This is a genomic window from Winogradskyella echinorum, assembly GCF_014297365.1.
GTDB classification, from domain to species: Bacteria; Bacteroidota; Bacteroidia; order Flavobacteriales; family Flavobacteriaceae; genus Winogradskyella; species Winogradskyella echinorum.
The window spans coordinates 1-17143 of record NZ_JACOQD010000008.1 but is presented as its reverse complement, the minus strand read 5'-3'; the positions used below and the strand labels follow the sequence as shown (position 1 = coordinate 17143).

General features: G+C 31.6%; 17 protein-coding genes. 5 read left to right on the top strand and 12 right to left on the bottom strand.

The features are described 5' to 3' along the window. Positions 1-32 precede the first annotated feature (32 nt). The gene (locus tag H8K90_RS16385) at positions 33-1658 is read left to right on the top strand and encodes an ABC-F family ATP-binding cassette domain-containing protein (protein WP_186847078.1); all 1626 of its coding nucleotides are present in this window, start codon (positions 33-35) and stop codon (positions 1656-1658) included. A 65-nt stretch (positions 1659-1723) separates the two neighbouring features. Here the strand turns inward: H8K90_RS16385 and H8K90_RS16380 are convergent, their stop codons facing one another. Beyond that, the gene (locus H8K90_RS16380) at positions 1724-1966 is read right to left on the bottom strand and encodes a putative signal transducing protein (RefSeq protein WP_186847077.1); all 243 of its coding nucleotides are present in this window, start codon (positions 1964-1966) and stop codon (positions 1724-1726) included. A 212-nt stretch (positions 1967-2178) separates the two neighbouring features. Here H8K90_RS16380 and katG point away from each other — a divergent pair, with 212 nt between their 5' ends. Then, positions 2179-4395, top strand: a complete 2217-nt coding sequence (katG, locus tag H8K90_RS16375) for a catalase/peroxidase HPI (RefSeq protein ID WP_186847076.1) — start codon at positions 2179-2181, stop codon at positions 4393-4395. Between the two features lie 172 nt (positions 4396-4567). Here katG and H8K90_RS16370 read toward each other — a convergent pair whose 3' ends face one another. The 7 genes from H8K90_RS16370 to H8K90_RS16340 form a co-directional block, all read right to left on the bottom strand. Then, positions 4568-5395 carry a mechanosensitive ion channel family protein gene (locus H8K90_RS16370; RefSeq protein ID WP_186847075.1) on the bottom strand — a complete coding sequence of 276 codons (828 nt, stop codon included), beginning with the start codon at positions 5393-5395 and terminating at the stop codon, positions 4568-4570. Positions 5396-5434: 39 nt separating this feature from the next. Beyond that, positions 5435-5605: a hypothetical protein gene (locus H8K90_RS16365; protein WP_186847074.1), complete on the bottom strand. Its 171-nt coding sequence runs from the start codon at positions 5603-5605 to the stop codon at positions 5435-5437. Beyond that, entirely contained in the window at positions 5589-6182 is a 594-nt protein-coding gene (locus H8K90_RS16360; RefSeq protein ID WP_186847073.1) for an RNA polymerase sigma factor, read from the bottom strand. The genes H8K90_RS16365 and H8K90_RS16360 overlap by 17 nt, the downstream gene beginning before the upstream one ends. 85 nt (positions 6183-6267) lie before the next feature. After that, positions 6268-6672, bottom strand: coding sequence for a DUF2721 domain-containing protein (locus H8K90_RS16355; protein ID WP_186847072.1), 405 nt, complete (start codon positions 6670-6672; stop codon positions 6268-6270). Between the two features lie 120 nt (positions 6673-6792). Further along, positions 6793-7422 carry a hypothetical protein gene (locus tag H8K90_RS16350; RefSeq protein WP_186847071.1) on the bottom strand — a complete coding sequence of 210 codons (630 nt, stop codon included), beginning with the start codon at positions 7420-7422 and terminating at the stop codon, positions 6793-6795. A gap of 14 nt (positions 7423-7436) precedes the next feature. After that, positions 7437-8666, bottom strand: coding sequence for an alpha/beta hydrolase-fold protein (locus H8K90_RS16345; protein ID WP_186847070.1), 1230 nt, complete (start codon positions 8664-8666; stop codon positions 7437-7439). Between the two features lie 11 nt (positions 8667-8677). Beyond that, positions 8678-9064 (bottom strand): MotA/TolQ/ExbB proton channel family protein, encoded by a 387-nt coding sequence (locus tag H8K90_RS16340; RefSeq protein WP_186847069.1) that lies wholly within the window; start codon positions 9062-9064, stop codon positions 8678-8680. Between the two features lie 255 nt (positions 9065-9319). On the opposite strand from H8K90_RS16340, the gene H8K90_RS16335 reads away from it, so the two are divergent. The 3 genes from H8K90_RS16335 (at position 9320) to H8K90_RS16325 (ending at position 11686) form a co-directional block, all read left to right on the top strand. After that, positions 9320-10318, top strand: a complete 999-nt coding sequence (locus H8K90_RS16335) for a sensor histidine kinase (protein WP_186847068.1) — start codon at positions 9320-9322, stop codon at positions 10316-10318. A gap of 1 nt (position 10319) precedes the next feature. Then, positions 10320-11030, top strand: a complete 711-nt coding sequence (locus H8K90_RS16330; protein WP_186847067.1) for a LytR/AlgR family response regulator transcription factor — start codon at positions 10320-10322, stop codon at positions 11028-11030. A 65-nt stretch (positions 11031-11095) separates the two neighbouring features. Beyond that, on the top strand, positions 11096-11686 hold the full coding sequence (locus H8K90_RS16325; protein WP_186847066.1) for a hypothetical protein: 591 nt from the start codon (positions 11096-11098) through the stop codon (positions 11684-11686). On the opposite strand, the gene H8K90_RS16320 is transcribed toward H8K90_RS16325, so the two are convergent. The 4 genes from H8K90_RS16320 to H8K90_RS16305 all read right to left on the bottom strand — a co-directional run. After that, positions 11687-12868: a site-2 protease family protein gene (locus H8K90_RS16320; RefSeq protein ID WP_186847065.1), complete on the bottom strand. Its 1182-nt coding sequence runs from the start codon at positions 12866-12868 to the stop codon at positions 11687-11689. A gap of 78 nt (positions 12869-12946) precedes the next feature. Then, positions 12947-14137, bottom strand: a complete 1191-nt coding sequence (gene fabV / locus H8K90_RS16315) for an enoyl-ACP reductase FabV (protein ID WP_186847064.1) — start codon at positions 14135-14137, stop codon at positions 12947-12949. Positions 14138-14149: 12 nt separating this feature from the next. Then, on the bottom strand, positions 14150-15550 hold the full coding sequence (gene lpdA, locus H8K90_RS16310) for a dihydrolipoyl dehydrogenase (protein WP_186847063.1): 1401 nt from the start codon (positions 15548-15550) through the stop codon (positions 14150-14152). Between the two features lie 132 nt (positions 15551-15682). After that, on the bottom strand, positions 15683-17143 hold a 1461-nt coding region (locus tag H8K90_RS16305; RefSeq protein WP_186847062.1), incomplete at its 5' end, for a T9SS type B sorting domain-containing protein.

The following is a 17143-nucleotide window of genomic DNA, read 5'->3' as shown; positions in this document are numbered from 1 at the left end:
TTCTACTTTTGCACTCTCAAAAAATATATAATATGTTAACAGTTTCTAATCTGTCAGTTCAATTCGGAAAACGCGTACTCTTTGACGAAGTAAATACCACTTTTAATAATGGTAATTGCTACGGAATCATTGGTGCTAATGGCGCAGGTAAATCGACATTTTTAAAGATTATTGCCGGAAAAATGGATCCTACATCTGGACACGTACATTTAGAACCAGGAAAACGTATGTCTGTTTTGGAGCAAAATCATAATTTATATGATGAGTATACGGTTTTAGAGACTATTATAATGGGTAATAAACCATTGTATAAGTTAAAGACCGAAATCGATGCACTTTATGCAGATTATACAGATGAAAATGCTGAAAAAATTGGAGAACTACAGGTTCAGTTTGAAGAAATGAATGGATGGAATGCAGACAGTGATGCTGCTGCAATGTTATCTAATTTAGGTATTAAGGAAGATTTGCATTATATGCTAATGAAAGATTTAGATGGAAAGCAAAAGGTACGTGTATTATTGGCGCAAGCTTTATTTGGTAATCCAGATTTGTTAATTATGGATGAGCCAACCAATGACTTAGATTACGAAACCATTTCTTGGTTAGAAAACTTTTTAGCTAATTATGATAACTGTGTTATTGTTGTATCTCACGATAGACACTTTTTAGATGCGGTTTGTACACATATTTCTGATATTGATTTCGGAAAAATTAATCACTTCTCTGGTAACTACACGTTTTGGTATGAGTCATCTCAATTAGCAGCAAAACAGCATGCGCAACAAAACAAAAAAGCAGAAGAGAAGAAAAAAGAATTAGAAGAGTTTATTCGCCGTTTCTCTGCAAACGTTGCAAAATCTAAACAAGCAACGAGTAGAAAAAAGATGATAGAAAAATTAAATATCGCTGATATAAAACGTTCTAGTCGTCGTTATCCTGCAATTATTTTTGAGCGCGAACGCGAAGCTGGAGATCAAATCTTAAATATAGAAGGTTTATCTGCAAGTCTAGATGGAGAGATTTTGTTTAAAGGTGTAGACATTAATTTGGCTAAAGGAGATAAAGTGGTTGTGTACTCAAAAGATTCTAGAGCTACAACGGCATTTTACCAAATTATTAATGGAAACGAAAAAGCAGACTCAGGTAAATTTGCTTGGGGTGTAACAACTACGCAATCTTATTTACCATTAGATAATAGTGAGTTTTTTAATAATAAATTGACCTTAGTAGATTGGTTACGTCAGTGGGCAACAACCGAAGAAGAACGTGAAGAAGTTTATATTAGAGGTTTCTTAGGTAAGATGATTTTTAGTGGAGAAGAAGCATTAAAAACTTCTAATGTTTTATCAGGAGGTGAAAAAGTTCGTTGTATGTTAAGCCGTATGATGATGATGAGAGCCAATGTGTTAATGTTAGATGAGCCAACGAATCATTTGGATTTAGAAAGTATTACCGCGTTTAATAACTCTTTAAAGAATTTCAAAGGAACAGTACTTTTAACGACCCACGATCATGAGTTTGCACAAACCGTTGGTAACAGGATTATTGAATTAACACCAAACGGTGTAATAGATCGTTACATGACGTTTGATGAGTATATGAGTGATAAGAAAATTAAAGAGCAGCGTGAGAAGATGTATTCGGTTACGGTATAGAAGAAAATTATATTAAAATAAAAATGCTGATATTTTAAAGTATCAGCATTTTTTTTTTAATAATATTATTCTGTGGCTTCCATCTCACTCTTAACTTGCTCAATAATAGCAGTAGCCTTATCTAGCTCATCATTATGAACAAATACCTCTTGGTAGCCTTGATTCATAGATGCGTAACCAGCCAAACGCTGCGATTCTCCTTCGTCTTTTATTATAGGAATGATTCCAAAACGTTCTAACTCATCTTTAACACGAGTTACTAAAATAAAATTGCCGTAATAAACTTTTGTATATTCTGAAGTGCTCATATTATTAGTATTAAATTACCTTAATATACAAAATTTTGATAAGATTTACTATACCGAAAGTTTACTATTATTAAATAATACTATTCAAAAAAAATATAGTATAAATTTTAGCTATTAAAATATAAGTTAAAAAGATGTTGAACTTTTATTACTAAGTCAATATTTTTTAACTTTAAAGAATAAAATTAATAACTAAACAAAACTAATGTAACATGGAGAATAAGAACACAGATTCTTTTGAAATCAACAATAGTGATGCAAGCAAGTGCCCATTTCTTAGTGGTAAGCAAAAAACTGTTGGAGGTGGAGGTGTAAGAAATAGAGACTGGTGGCCAAATGAACTAAAATTAAATATCTTAAGACAGCACGCTGCAAAAAACGATCCTTTAGGGGAAGAATTTAATTATGCAGAGGCATTTAAGAGCGTTAATTTTTCGGAGTTAAAACAAGACGTTCTTAATCTTATGACAGAATCACAAGATTGGTGGCCTGCTGATTATGGTCATTATGGTGGTTTCATGATTCGTATGGCATGGCACAGTGCAGGTACTTATAGAGTGGGAGATGGACGTGGTGGTGCAGGTACAGGTAACCAGCGTTTTGCACCTATTAATAGTTGGCCAGATAATGGAAACTTAGATAAAGCAAGATTATTGCTATGGCCAATTAAAAAGAAATACGGTAGAAAAGTGTCTTGGGCAGATTTAATGATTTTAGCAGGTAATTGTGCTTTAGAATCTATGGGATTTCCAACATTTGGATTTGCTGGAGGTCGAGAAGATATTTGGGAACCAGAGCAAGATGTTTATTGGGGAAGTGAGACAGAATGGGGAGCAAATGAAGAACGATACGACGCCAACAGAGATTTAGAAGATCCTTTAGCTGCGGTAATGATGGGTTGGATATATGTAAACCCTGAAGGACCAAACGGAAATCCAGATCCAATGGGTTCAGCAAAAGATGTAAGAGAAACTTTTGGTCGTATGGCTATGAATGATGAAGAAACAGTAGCATTAGTTGCTGGTGGACATACTTTTGGAAAAGCACATGGAGCAGCAGACCCAAATAAATATGTAGGAGTTGAGCCACATGGAGCACCAATTGAAGATATGAGTATGGGATGGAAAAACTCATACAAAAGTGGCGTGTTAGATGACGTTATTACTAGTGGTATTGAAGGTGCTTGGACACCAAACCCAACACAATGGGATGCAGATTATTTTGATGTTTTATTAAATTATGATTGGGAATTAACAAAAAGTCCGGCTGGAGCACATCAATGGACGCCAACTGCAGATTCTAATGCAAGAATGGCTCCTAAAGCAGGAGATGCTAATGGCAAACAAGCCTTGATGATGACAACTGCAGATATTGCTTTAAAAACTGATCCTGCATATTTAGAAATCTCTAAACGTTTTCATAAAGACCATAAAGCATTTGAAGATGCATTTGCTAGAGCTTGGTATAAGTTAACACATAGAGATATGGGACCAATAGATCGCTATTTAGGACCAGAAGTGCCAAAAGAAGAGTTAATTTGGCAAGATCCAATTCCGAAAGTAGATTATAAATTGAGTGATGCAGATATTGTTTCATTAAAGAAAATGATTTTAGCTTCTGGTCTATCAATTTCTGAAATGGTAAGGACAGCTTGGGCTTCTGCATCTACATACAGAGATTCCGATAAAAGAGGTGGGGCAAATGGTTCTCGTATTCGTTTAGAACCACAACGAAGCTGGAAAGTGAATAATCCAGAAGAATTAAATAAAGTGCTGAAAGTCTTAGAAGATATTCAAAATGAATTTAGTGGCACTGTTTCTATAGCTGATTTAATCGTCTTAGCTGGTTCAGTAGCTATTGAAGAGGCAGCAGACAAGGCTGGTTATAAGATAGAAGTACCTTTTAGTCAAGGTAGAGGAGATGCAACTCAAGAGCAAACCGATATTGAGCAATTCAACTATTTAAAGCCAGTTGGCGATGGGTTTAGAAATTATCAGAATCCAAATTTAGATATCGCTGCAGAAGATTTATTAGTAGATAAAGCAAATTTAATGGCCTTATCTATTCCAGAAATGACAGTTCTTGTAGGCGGAATGCGTGTGTTAGGAGCAAACTATGACGGTTCTAAACACGGAGTATTTACTGATAGAGTAGGTAGTTTATCAAATGATTTCTTTACTAATCTATTAGACTTATCTATTACGTGGAAAGCGGTAAACTCTGAAGACAAAGAGTTTATTGGTCGTGATCGTCATACAGGAGCTATGAAGTTTTCGGCTACTAGAGCAGATTTAATTTTTGGTTCTAATACTGAATTACGAGCTGTATGTGAAGTTTATGGAGCTAATGATGGAGAAGAACGTTTTGTACACGATTTTGTGAAAGCTTGGACTAAAGTGATGAATTTAGATCGTTTTGATTTAAAATAAGCCAAAGCTTAAAAATAAAATTTGTAAAATTGTGACCTAGTAATAGGTCACTTTTTTGTTATTTACATTTTTTAAATAAAAAAAACCTCTTCTTTTGAAGAGGTTTTAGATGTCAAGTACTTGCAGGATCGTATTTTATGTTTTCATAAAATCTATAACCCTAACCTTATAGTTAATCCTGCAGTTGTACTTGATTTTCTGTTAATTCATTTATTGGTACTATTAGTTTACCATCATTGCTTTTTAATACTACAGAGATACTTTTTACTTCCTCTATGGTATAGTTAACATTATTAAATTTTATACTTTGTCCAACTTCAAAGGTCTTGCGAGCGTAAAACGTATTTAACAGTTTACCTACAACTTCTCTAGCGCCAAATCCAAAAGCAATAGCAAATGCTAAAAGAAATGCTGCAATAATCATGTTTATGTTATTGGTAATAATCTCGGTATCTATACCAGCCTGATTTAATGCAGTAATAGATATAAAAGTGAGCATTAAGAAAAAGACCACTTGGCTAATCATTTTACCACCAGATAAATCCATAGATTCAAACAGAGATTTTAAGCCATTCTTTACAAAGTTTGCAAATAAAAGGCCAACTATAAATACAACTAAAGCTGCAAATAACTTTGGTAAATAAGATATTAAGTCACTAATCTGTTTTGTAATAATATCTAATCCCATTATATCTGAAGCTGTAACTAGCAGTATGATGTACATCAAATATTTTACAACTTTAGAAACAACTTTTATCGTATCGAAATTAAGTTTCTTTCCTTCTACTATTTCTATTTCATTAATCTTATCATCGAGTTTGTTTGCTTTAGCTAATTTTAAAACTTTCTTTATTATTTTAACAACTAGTTTAGTAATTAACCATCCAATAATTAGTACTATAAGAGCACCAATTATGTTGGGGAATATCTTAGTAATCTCTAACCAAATATTGGTTAAGGATTTCATTGCTACATCAGAAAATTCACTCACTTTTTCCATACTTATTAATTTTTATGTTAGGGGTTATTAAGTATTCTATTATTTTCTTTTACTGGTTACACTATCTATAATATGACCAATATTATACGAAAACAGTTCAGCTAACTCCATAAATAGCTTGGCCATTGCAATGTCGTGCATGACTTTTCCTTTAAGTTCTGCCGGAACTTCTTTTAAAGGCTGGTTTATTTGCTTAAATGGATTTTCCATCTTTCGTATAATTATCGTACTTCTGTACAAGTTTTTCTTTTGCTCTTTTCAAGCGCATTTTTACTGCGCTTTCACCTAGATCTAAAGCTTCAGATAATTCTTTAATTGATAAATTATCTTGATACTTCAATAGTAATAACATTTTTTCATCTGGTGAAATAAGTTCCATAACTTTCTTTAACTTTTCTACGCGCATATTATCAAAATCACGAGTAGAATCCACTTCTTCACCTATATTTTCAATATCAACATTTTCAGAACTTACAGATTTTTTTTCGAACTTCTTTGCGGTGTTTCTAGTTACATAATTTACACAATGATTATAAGTAAACGCATATAACCATGTTGAAAATTTTGATTTACCTTTAAAACTAGCAAGTTTAACAAAGACTCTCAAAAAAACATCTTGAGTTAAATCTTTTGCTTCATCAACACCATTAGCAAAGCCATAACATTTGTTATATACCATACTCGCATACCTATCATATAACACCTCAAATAAAAGAGTGTCATTGGTCTTAACGATAGCTTCTACGAGCGCTTCATCGGTTAGGGTATGAACAGCGTCAGTTGTCAATTGTATTGTTAGTTCGTTTTAAATTTGTTAGTTGTTATTAAGACACTAAACTTTTATAATGGTCACAATTAATTTAAAAAAATTCCTACTTTTTTAAATATTCTTCTATATCACCCAAATGATGCTTTAGTGCTTGTGCTGAAATTTGAATTTCTTTTATTAATAATGCTAATGATATTATTAGTAAGATTAAAGCTATTCCAAATATCCAAACTGCTAAAATATGTTGATGTATATATATTAAAAACATTGTTAGTACACATAATAGAAGACTTGATATTCCAAAGATCTGCATCCAGCGTGTTAAGTTTAATCTAAATTTTAGATTATTTATTTGACGTATTAAAGCATCTTCTTTTTTTTCAAGATATTTATCACTCAGGTTTCTTATTACAGCTGCATAAGCTAAAAACCGATTGGTATAAGCTAGCATTATTAGGGATATTGCTGAGAATAATAGTGCTGGAGTAGTGAGGGTTAGTGATTCCATAATGTATTTCTACAAAAATAAAGAATAAAAATGTTATTCATAAAAAAAAGCGAACCGTAAAAGTTCGCTTAGTTAAAATTACTATTTTCATTAAATTAATTCCCTGCAGTGATTCAATAATTAATCATTTGGTCTTTCAGGAATATAAATAACATCGACTTTGATGTCGTTACCATATTTTATAACAGCTGAACATAATACCGAAACACTTTTACCCTGATGATTAGCAGGTTTCATAATAGGTATTTTACGAAGCACTCTTAAGATTTCAGCTTGAATAGTTACTTCAGAATCTCTAACTTTCAAACCAGTAATGTTCCCTTTTTTGTCAATAATAAAGAAAGCATCTACTTGTTTTGATTCCGAAAGGTTTAAGCTTTTAGATATACTCAAGTTAAATTCGCGTTTTATAAATGCAGAAATTTTATTTTTAAAGCATTCCCTAGTTTCTTCGATCGTTAGGTTCTCACAGCCATCATAGATAGGTACTATGTCTACATCTTTTAGAATCATCCTATTTTCAGGACTAAAATTTGCTAAACCGTCATTATGCGAAATAATATTACACAAACTTAATATCGCCTGTTCCTCTATATCAGTCATATTTCCTTGTGCCATAATTTGTTCTTGAACCGCATTGATTTTCATTATCAATTCACTTTCGGATGTATTTGATGATGATTTTTCACCACATGAAAGAACTAGTGATAATATAAATAATAAGACTGTACGTGCTATTGTAGTTTTCATTGTGTTGTTCTTTTTTAACTTTTTAGTTTTTTTAGTTGTTCTTTAGCTTCTTGGTTGCCATCTATTTCAACAGCTTTATTATAATATTCAATAGCTTTTGACTTGTCTTTTTGAGATACATAATAATTACCTATAGCCACATAAGTTCTAGATTCATTTGGATAATAATGAACATTCAACTCTAAATACGCCAAAGCTTTATTTGGAAGATTATGACCATCTAACATATAGAAACCGACATCATTTAGTAATTGCCATTCTGGTTTTATTTCGCGCTTCAATCTCTGACTTAGTTTAGCGTAATGAGAAAGATATGGTTCTGTTAATTGTTTAGCAGAATATGCTTTCGGAGTATTAAATCTCCACATTTCAGGAAATGGAAACCATGAAAAAACAGAACGTAATCCATTGTATTGGGCTGGCACTACAATACTGCCATGGTCTTCATTTTTAAAATATTCCCAAGAGAAATTAAGCTTATCATTGTTATTTACTAACAAATCATGAAACTTTAGATTGGCTCTAATCTGTTCTGTTGGCTCAGTTTTATCTTTTCTAACTTTTACAGTATCCATAGCTTTGCCAATGCTGTTTGCTACTGCTATATATAATGATTTCTCTTTAAGACTTCTTTTATTAATTTTTTCTTTAGCTTCTTTTACAAGATGTTCTTTATCCCACCAAAGGCTAGGATCTATTGCTAAATAATTGTCAAAAACATTATCATGGTTTAAAAAAGTGTAGAGTACAAATAAACCACCAGTTGAGTGACCAATGATTGTGTTATTGTTCTCTGCTGGATATTTATTATTTATAAAAGGTTTTAATTCTTGTTCAAGAAATTGTACAAAATTATTAGCACCTCCAGAGGTTTCTGATTTATGACCACGCTGAAATGGGACATTGGTTGGTGTAAAATCTCTGGTTCTATCTGTATTGGTAATACCTACAATAATAGAATTAGGAATTGTCCAAGGTGTTAGTTGTTTTAGCATCGCTGTGATAGAATAGAAATTTTTAGAGGCATCTAAAACATAAATTACAGGATACTTGTTTGTATTAGTAATATCTATATCATTTGGCACATGTACCCAAATTTCTCTATACTCTTTTAAGATTTCAGAATATAGGCTATCAACTTTACCAATTACAATTTCTTTTATATCATTTTGTATGTATTGCGCATAACTTTTGGCAGAAAAGCAAGAAACTATTAAAACGATTATTAGTCTATATTTTTTCATTTTAATAGTTATTAAGCTTCTATTTCAGTTTTTAGCGACCATTTATAGGCTAATATTCCAATTCTTGCTATTACAAATGCAAACAGACCAAAAGTTATAGTTAACAATGACACTTTAATACCAGCGGCAAACAAATCTGGTCTTGCTTCACCAATCGCTTCTAGCATATCAAATAATTCAATAATTCCCATAACGGAAGCCAAGCATCCCATAACTAGAGCTAATAAACTAGATTCTGCAGCTAACCCAATCATCTTATTAGATGTTTTAAGGTTCTCTTTCTTTTTTACAAAGGCCATTACAACGAATACTAATGACATTAAGAAAGCTACTAAAATAAAATACATACCTGGTCCACCATCTTGTAATCGACCTACTAATACTAATTTTGAAAACATAATTTGCGTTTTTTGATTAAACTTACAGCAAACTTAAGCGGAAGTTAGACTAAAAAATAGACAATGCGACCAATGACCATTTTCTTTAGGGATTTAACAAATATGTCAAAACCATCATAAAACTTGTCATTCGTCTACAAAATAATCTCAGTTTATAAAAATGAGCTATTATTGTGATTAGGATATACTATTGTGAAAAAAATAAAAATAATACCCAAAATATTACGACAAGTACTTTTGCATGTCCTCTTTTGGATGGCTATACTTTTCATTTTTACGCTCACATTTAGTGCAGATAATACTATTGACAGTAATATCTTTAATTTTTCTCTATTTTTAATGCCAATAACCATTGGTACTACTTACGTTTCCATTTATAAACTCATTCCAAATTACCTAATTACAAAACGCTACATTTTATTTGGGCTTTATAGTTTATACACTATTATAATTTCCATTTTTAGTATTATGTTTTCGGTCTTTTTTGCGATTGCTTTTTTGACCAATTTTATGTTTACGAGAGTAGAATCATTATCTCGTAATACTTTATTTATTATTACATGTGTATATCTAGTAGTAATTATTGTAAGCGCTTTTAAATTATTAAAACTGAACTTAAAACAATCTAAATATAGTGCAGAATTAGAGGCTAAAATATTAGAAACGCAACTAAAACTTAAAGAGCAAGAATTGAATTATTTAAAGATGCAGATTCATCCTCATTTTTTGTTTAATACGCTAAATACTTTGTATGGTTTTGCTTTAAAAAAAGCAGAGGAAACTCCAGAAATGATATTAAAACTATCTAATTTATTAGATTATTTACTATATCAGGTTGATAAACCTTTTGTTGGTTTAAATGATGAAATGAATCATATCGAAGATTATATAAGTCTAGAGAAAATGCGGTTTAATGAGACTTTAAATGTTACTTTTAATAAAGAGATAGCATCTGAAACCATAGAAATTGCACCTATGTTGTTTATTCCTTTTATAGAAAACAGCTTTAAACATGGTGCAATTAGAGATGGTGTTTTGGATATTGCAATATCTATAAAAGCTGATTCAGAAGAGATTTTATTCAATATTAAAAATACATGTTCAAAAGATTTAAATTATAATGATGGCCTAGGATTAGAGAATATAAAAAAACGATTAGAATTGCTGTATCCAAATCGTTATAATCTTGAAATTAATAAGAGTAAAAGTGAATTTATGGTTTCACTTAAGTTAAGCACAAAATCTAAATTATAGTATGACTAAGCATGTAACTTGTATTATTGTTGATGATGAAGCCGTAGCTAGAGATATTATTGCGTCTCATATTTCAAAAATTGATAATATAGAAATTGCTATGCAATGTAAAAATGCCATTGAAGCTTTTAATTTTATTAGTAATAATAAAGTTGATTTAGTGTTTCTAGATATTAATATGCCAGAAATTTCAGGGATTGCTTTTGCAAAATCAATAAACAAGGACATAAAAATTATTTTCACAACTGCTTACAGAGATTATGCAGTAGAAGGATTCGATTTACAAGCTGTAGATTATTTATTAAAGCCAATTTCTTTTGAACGTTTATTACAAGCTGTAAATCGTTATTTTGAAGTTACATCTTCTATAAATGAATATGCTTTAGAACCGTCAGAATCTAACGATTTTATTTTTGTACGTTCAGACCGTAGAATGATTAAAATAGATTTTGATTCAATTTTATATATTGAAAGTTATAGTGATTATATTAAAATTCATCTTGAAGGTGAAACCATAGTAACTAGAGAGACCATTAGTGCTATGGAAGCCAAATTACCAAAGCAAAATTTTATACGTATTCATAGATCTTACATTATCGCTTTATCGAAGATTCAATCGTTTAACAGCGAGGGTGTTACACTTAACCGACGCACTTTGCCATTTAGTCGAAGTTATAGGAAAGAAGTGCTGAAACTATTAGAAAATTATTAGCTTTATTCAATATTAACCCCAAATTTAGCGTTATTAATGCAATAGATGTGGATTAAACTTCCGTTATGATACAGGACCTACATAAGACTATTCCAAACTTAAAACCTTTTGATTATTCAATTCATCACGATTCTAATTTTTTAGATCAGCAGTGGGTATTAGTAAATGGCATTGCGGAAAAGAAATCGACATATGTATTTAAAAAAGATAATGTTTTAGAGATTTATAGAAAAGATAACATTATTGAAACCTCTTGGAATATACATTTTCAAAACATATTTACTATACAGACAGAAGATGGAAGAGCTACTGTAAAAGCTTATCTTAAAGATGATGATATTTTAGTCCTCAATGACCAATCTAAGGATGAGTTTGCACTTTTTATTAATACAAGTAATTACGCTGATGAATTAAATTCGTTAGACGATGTACAGGCCTATTTAAAGTTTAAATATAAACAAAAGGCTAGTAGTCTAATATGCGAGCATCAATTCTATTATATTTCAGAGTCTGAAGAATTTGGACCCTTTACTGCTGAAGAACTTACAGAAAAAGTAAAGCGAGAAGAAATTAGTGCCTATTGTTTTGTGAGAGATATTAATGAAGATGACTATAGTAAGCGGCTGCGTATTAATGACTTGATACAAGAATTGTAATTATTTACTTTTTTCTTGAATTCTATTCCAGAGTAACAAATCATCTGCGTCAAGTTTATCTATATTTTTGATAATAAAATCTGAATACTTCTGTGCCTTTTTATTTTCTTTTAAAAGGTTCATTCCATAATATAAATATATGGCTGCGCTTAGAGTTTGATTGTTTGGAAAATTAAAATCTACTAATGGCTTAAGCATTTTTATTCCAACCTCAATCTTTCCAAGTTCTATTAAAACAGATCCTCTAGTACCAATAAAGTATGAAAAATCAGATTTTATTGAATATGCTGTTTTAGAAAGTATATCTATATCATCTTTATCACCTTTTACTAACTTAAACCAAGCTAACCCATTATTAATATGAGCATACATCATTTTGTTTTTTTCTTTATCTACTATATCTAAACAGGGTTTTGTCCAATTTAATGCCTCATCTATTTTACCCTTTTTCGTAAGCATTAAACCAATGTTATATCTGGCTAATAATTCTGTTTCTTTTATATCAATGTATCTACTATAAAGTTCTATCGCTTCATCAAATTCTTTTATTTCAAATTTTTCATGTGCTTCAAAAAAATCATTAAAATCGATATTAGTTTCATTTTTTTTTCTAAACGGTATTTTTAAAAGTGTTAGCCCATCATTAGGTATTTTTACACCTAAATAATCTACTCTAAAAGGTATTAAGTTTGTTAAAGCTAAAAGAATATTAGCTGAAATAAACGCAGACGCTAAATCTAGTCCATCTCTTCCAGACATAAAGGAAATACTAAACCCAAAGATTAAATAAAAAATATAAGCAAAAATAAAATTGGTAATAACACCTCCAGCTGTTAGTATAAATTGACTAAATTTTGAATTCTTGCCTTGTGGAAAATTAACAAAGGCAAAACCTCCATTAAAATCTTTATTTAATATTATTTTTATATTACAGAAATCAAACCTTGTAATCTCATGACTTTTTCCTAAAACAATACGTTTTGGGTTCCCACCTGCTAATTTTCCAAATAATAGATGACCTATTTCATGTAAAACAACACCTAATTTTATAAAAAATAGTGTTGCAACTAAATTTAAAAGAATATATCCAAATACTCTAGTATTAATGCCAAATAAGCATACAAAACCAATAGTTAAAAAAAACCAAAAATAAATTGGAAAGATTGATTTAATAATTTTCAAAAAATTTCTTAATTAGATTGATTAATCATTTAGAAACATAAAAAAAGCGAACCATTTGATTCGCTTTAAAACAATAAATTATCCCTGTAACCCAGGAATATCTACCATTTCATTAACATCTTTATCATAATCAACTCCTTCAACATTAAAACCAAAAAGATTAAAGAAGTCAGTTTTATAACCATCTAAATCGCCTATACTTGGTAAGGTTTCTGTTGTTGCTTCTTTCCAAAGTTCAAGCACTTTTGCTTGTACATCGTCTCGCATTTCCCAATCGTCAATACGTATTCTTCCTTCTGTATCTAAAGGAACTTCATTGGCATACAAACGTTCACTAAATAGGCGTTCAATTTGTTCTATGCAGCCTTCATGAATCCCTTCTTCTTTCATTACTTTATACAATAATGAAATGTATAATGGAATTACAGGAATAGCAGAACTTGCCTGCGTTACTAAAGCCTTGTTCACCGAAACATATGCTTTTCCATCGATATCTTTTAGCGTATCTGTTATTTTAAATGCTGTTGCTTCTAAATGATCTTTGGCTCTTCCAATAGTTCCTTTTCTATACACTGCTTCTGTAAGAGAAGGACCAATGTAAGAGTAGGCAACCGTTTTAAAATCTTTAGTTAAAACATTTGCAGATTTAAGCAAGTCAATCCACATCTGCCAATCTTCGCCACCCATCACAGTTACTGTATTTTTTATATCGTCACCTGAACTAGGCTCTATTGATATTTCTTTAACCTCACCTGTATGAAAATCTACAGTATTGTCTTTAAAAGTACCTCCAATAGGTTTTAAAACAGATTTAAAACGTTCTCCAGTATTAGGATGTGTTCTAACTGGTGAAGCCAAACTGTAAATCAGTAAATCTATTTCACCTAAATCTTCTTTAATTAGCTTTAGGGTTTGCTCCTTAATTTCGTTTGAAAATGCATCTCCATTTATACTCTTAGCATACAAACCGTCTTTATGAGCTTGTTTTTCGAATGCTGCGGTATTGTACCATCCTGGAGAGGCTGGACGACCTTCTGATGGTGGTTTTTCAAAATACACTCCAATTGTAGATGCATTAGAACCATATGCACTAGTTATTCTAGATGCTAAGCCAAAACCTGTTGAGGCTCCAATAACCAATACCTTTTTGGGTTGTTCTGTTGTTGGTTTAGACTTAATATATTCAATTTGACTTAATACGTTTTGCTCGCAACCAGTTGGGTGTGCGGTTAAACATATAAATCCTCTAGTTTTAGGTTCTATTATCATATTTTTTGTTTTCTAAACGTGTAGTGCTCTATCATCTGTTGCAGCTAAAGCTGCTTCTTTAATAGCTTCTGTAAATGTTGGGTGTGCATGAGACATACGAGATACATCTTCAGCAGATGCTCTATATTCCATAGCGACTACAGCTTCTGCAATCATATCTGCAGCACGTGCACCAACCATGTGTACTCCTAAAATTTCGTCAGTTGTTTTATCTGCAAGAATTTTTACAAATCCATCTAAATCCATACTCGCACGACTTCTTCCTAAAGCACGCATTGGAAATTGACCAACCTTATAATCTATGCCAGCTTCTTTAAGTTGTTCTTCAGTTTTGCCGACTGCAGCAACTTCAGGCCATGTATAAACAACACCTGGAATAAGTTTGTAATCTATATGTGGTTTTTGTCCTGCTATAGTTTCGGCAACAAAAACACCTTCTTCTTCAGCTTTGTGTGCTAACATTGCTCCTTTAATTACGTCACCAATAGCATAGATGTTAGACGCGCTTGTTTGTAAATGTTCATTTACTTCTACCTGACCTCTTTCGTTAAGTTTTACTCCGGCAGCCTCAGCATTTAAACCATCTGTATACGGACGACGACCAACAGATACTAAACAGTAATCACCAGTAAAGGTTACTTCTTCCCCTTTTTTATTGTCAGCTTTAACAATAACTTCATCTCCTTTTCGCTCCACAGATTTTACCTTGTGAGATGTATTCATTTTAAATTTCTGTTTCTTTAAAACTTTGTTTAGTTCTTTAGAAACACCAGCATCCATCGTAGGTACAATTCTATCCATGTATTCTACAACAGAAACTTCTGCACCAAGTCTTTTATATACTTGTCCAAGCTCTAGTCCAATAACACCACCACCAATAACAATTAAATGTTTTGGGATTTCTGTTAATTTTAAGGCTTCAGTAGAAGTTATAATTCTTTCTTTATCAATTTCAATAAAAGGTAGAGTAGAAGGCTTACTTCCTGTTGCAATAATGGTGTTTTTTGCTTCAATCTCTGTAGTTTCTTCTCCTACAATTGTAATATGAGTTGCATCTTTAAAGCTACCAGTACCAACATAAACATCTATTTTATTTTTCTTCATTAAGAAATCAATACCACCTGTGGTTTGATCAACAACAGATTGCTTACGTGCTATCATTTGTTTTAAATTCACCTTTATTTCTCCAGGTATATCAATGCCATGCTCTTCAAAATGCTTAATGGCATCTTCGTAATGGTGAGACGAATCTAAAAGTGCTTTACTTGGAATACAACCTACATTTAAACATGTACCTCCTAGTGTTGAATATTTTTCAATAATTGCAGTTTTCATGCCTAATTGTGCGCAACGAATGGCTGCTACATATCCGCCAGGACCTGATCCTATTACTGCTACATCGTATGAATTCATAAATTTAATTTTGTCTGATTATAAAACGTAAACAAAAATACAATTTAGAATGCGGATTTACGAATGCTTTAAACTGATATTTTTGATTTCTAATATCAAATTTAAAAAGCCTAATTATTGACAAAAAAAATATTATCGCTTCAAACTGAAATGTCCTTTTAGAATTTTACCATTCTTATAGAGTATAGAATACCAGTAATCACTACTTGGTAGTGCGATTCCGTTATATGTGCCATCCCAACTCCATCCTGTTGATGAATTTGAAATTTTATTTAGAATTTTACCGTAGCGATTAAAAATAATAATTTCTGAAATGACATTTAACTCGTTTGGGACGACCCAATTATCATTTACATCGTCATTATTTGGTGTGAAAAACTTGGGTATACGATCAGAAGAAGATTGTGTAGCAAAACTTTCTTCGTTACAACCTGTTGCTTCACCATCTTCATTATATGGAATTAGAGTAACATAAATAAGTGTGTCTTCTGGTAAGTTATTAGCTAAATCATAAGATAAATTACTGCCAACATCTAAACCGTTTAATATATCAGTACCTCCTGATGTTGTTCCTACTGTTAAAACATAACCTGTGGCTTCAGGTACAAATTCCCATATTAAATCTGTGTCTATCAAAACATCGGTTGATCCAGAGGTTGGTGAGAAAAGCGACGTACAATTTGGAGGAAATAAAAGGTCTTCAGTAGAAAAGCTTTCTTCGGTACAACTTGTTGCCTCTCCATCTAAATTATAAGGTATTACAGAAACATAAATTACTGTATTGTCTGGTAAGTCAGTGTCTAAATTATATGTTGTTACATTACCTACATCAAATGTGTTTAAGATATCTGAACCTCCCGATGTTGTTCCAATTGTTAGGATATAACCTGTAGCATCAGCAATTGAATTCCACGTTAAATCTGTGCCAACTAGTACATTTATAGATCCTGAAATCGGAGCATTTAATGTTGTACAGTCTGGTGGAAACAAAATATCTTCAGTCGTAAAAATTTCTTCGGTACAGCCTATTGCATTTCCATCGGCATTATATGGAATTATGGATACATAAATCAATGTGTTTTCTGGTAAATCTGATGTTAAATTAAAAGAAAAAACGTTACCAACATCAAATGCATTTAAAATTTCTGAACCGCCAGAAGTTGTACCTACATTTAGTAAATAACCTGTTGCTTCTGTAATGGTATTCCATGTTAAATCCGTACTCACTGATACATTTGTTGCTCCTGAAATGGGTGAGCTTAATGTGGTACAAGGAGGTAGCACTAAATCATCTCCAGTTGTAAAAATTTCATAGGTACAGCCTCCTAATGCATCTCCATCAATATTATATGGAATAATTCTAACATAAATTTCCGTGTTTTCTGGTAAATCAAAAGCCAGATCGTAAGTTAAAGCATTACCAACATCAAACTCACCGAAAAATATTGAATTAGTCCCTATATTTATTCTATATCCAGTTGCATTCGGAACAGCATTCCAATTAAAATCTGTATCAATAGGTACATTAATTGCACCAGCTAAGGGATTACTTAATGTGGTACACTCTGGTGGATGCAACATATTTTCAGTGGT

Excerpts from the sequence above, each read along its gene's own strand:
- H8K90_RS16385 (WP_186847078.1), top strand. The coding sequence starts at position 33 with ATGTTAACAGTTTCTAATCTGTCAGTTCAATTCGGAAAACGCGTACTC.
- H8K90_RS16380 (WP_186847077.1), bottom strand. The coding sequence starts at position 1,966 with ATGAGCACTTCAGAATATACAAAAGTTTATTACGGCAATTTTATTTTA.
- katG (WP_186847076.1), top strand. The coding sequence starts at position 2,179 with ATGGAGAATAAGAACACAGATTCTTTTGAAATCAACAATAGTGATGCA.
- H8K90_RS16370 (WP_186847075.1), bottom strand. The coding sequence starts at position 5,395 with ATGGAAAAAGTGAGTGAATTTTCTGATGTAGCAATGAAATCCTTAACC.
- H8K90_RS16365 (WP_186847074.1), bottom strand. The coding sequence starts at position 5,605 with ATGGAAAATCCATTTAAGCAAATAAACCAGCCTTTAAAAGAAGTTCCG.
- H8K90_RS16355 (WP_186847072.1), bottom strand. The coding sequence starts at position 6,672 with ATGGAATCACTAACCCTCACTACTCCAGCACTATTATTCTCAGCAATA.
- H8K90_RS16350 (WP_186847071.1), bottom strand. The coding sequence starts at position 7,422 with ATGAAAACTACAATAGCACGTACAGTCTTATTATTTATATTATCACTA.
- H8K90_RS16345 (WP_186847070.1), bottom strand. The coding sequence starts at position 8,666 with ATGAAAAAATATAGACTAATAATCGTTTTAATAGTTTCTTGCTTTTCT.
- H8K90_RS16340 (WP_186847069.1), bottom strand. The coding sequence starts at position 9,064 with ATGTTTTCAAAATTAGTATTAGTAGGTCGATTACAAGATGGTGGACCA.
- H8K90_RS16335 (WP_186847068.1), top strand. The coding sequence starts at position 9,320 with ATGGCTATACTTTTCATTTTTACGCTCACATTTAGTGCAGATAATACT.
- H8K90_RS16330 (WP_186847067.1), top strand. The coding sequence starts at position 10,320 with ATGACTAAGCATGTAACTTGTATTATTGTTGATGATGAAGCCGTAGCT.
- H8K90_RS16325 (WP_186847066.1), top strand. The coding sequence starts at position 11,096 with ATGATACAGGACCTACATAAGACTATTCCAAACTTAAAACCTTTTGAT.
- fabV (WP_186847064.1), bottom strand. The coding sequence starts at position 14,137 with ATGATAATAGAACCTAAAACTAGAGGATTTATATGTTTAACCGCACAC.
- lpdA (WP_186847063.1), bottom strand. The coding sequence starts at position 15,550 with ATGAATTCATACGATGTAGCAGTAATAGGATCAGGTCCTGGCGGATAT.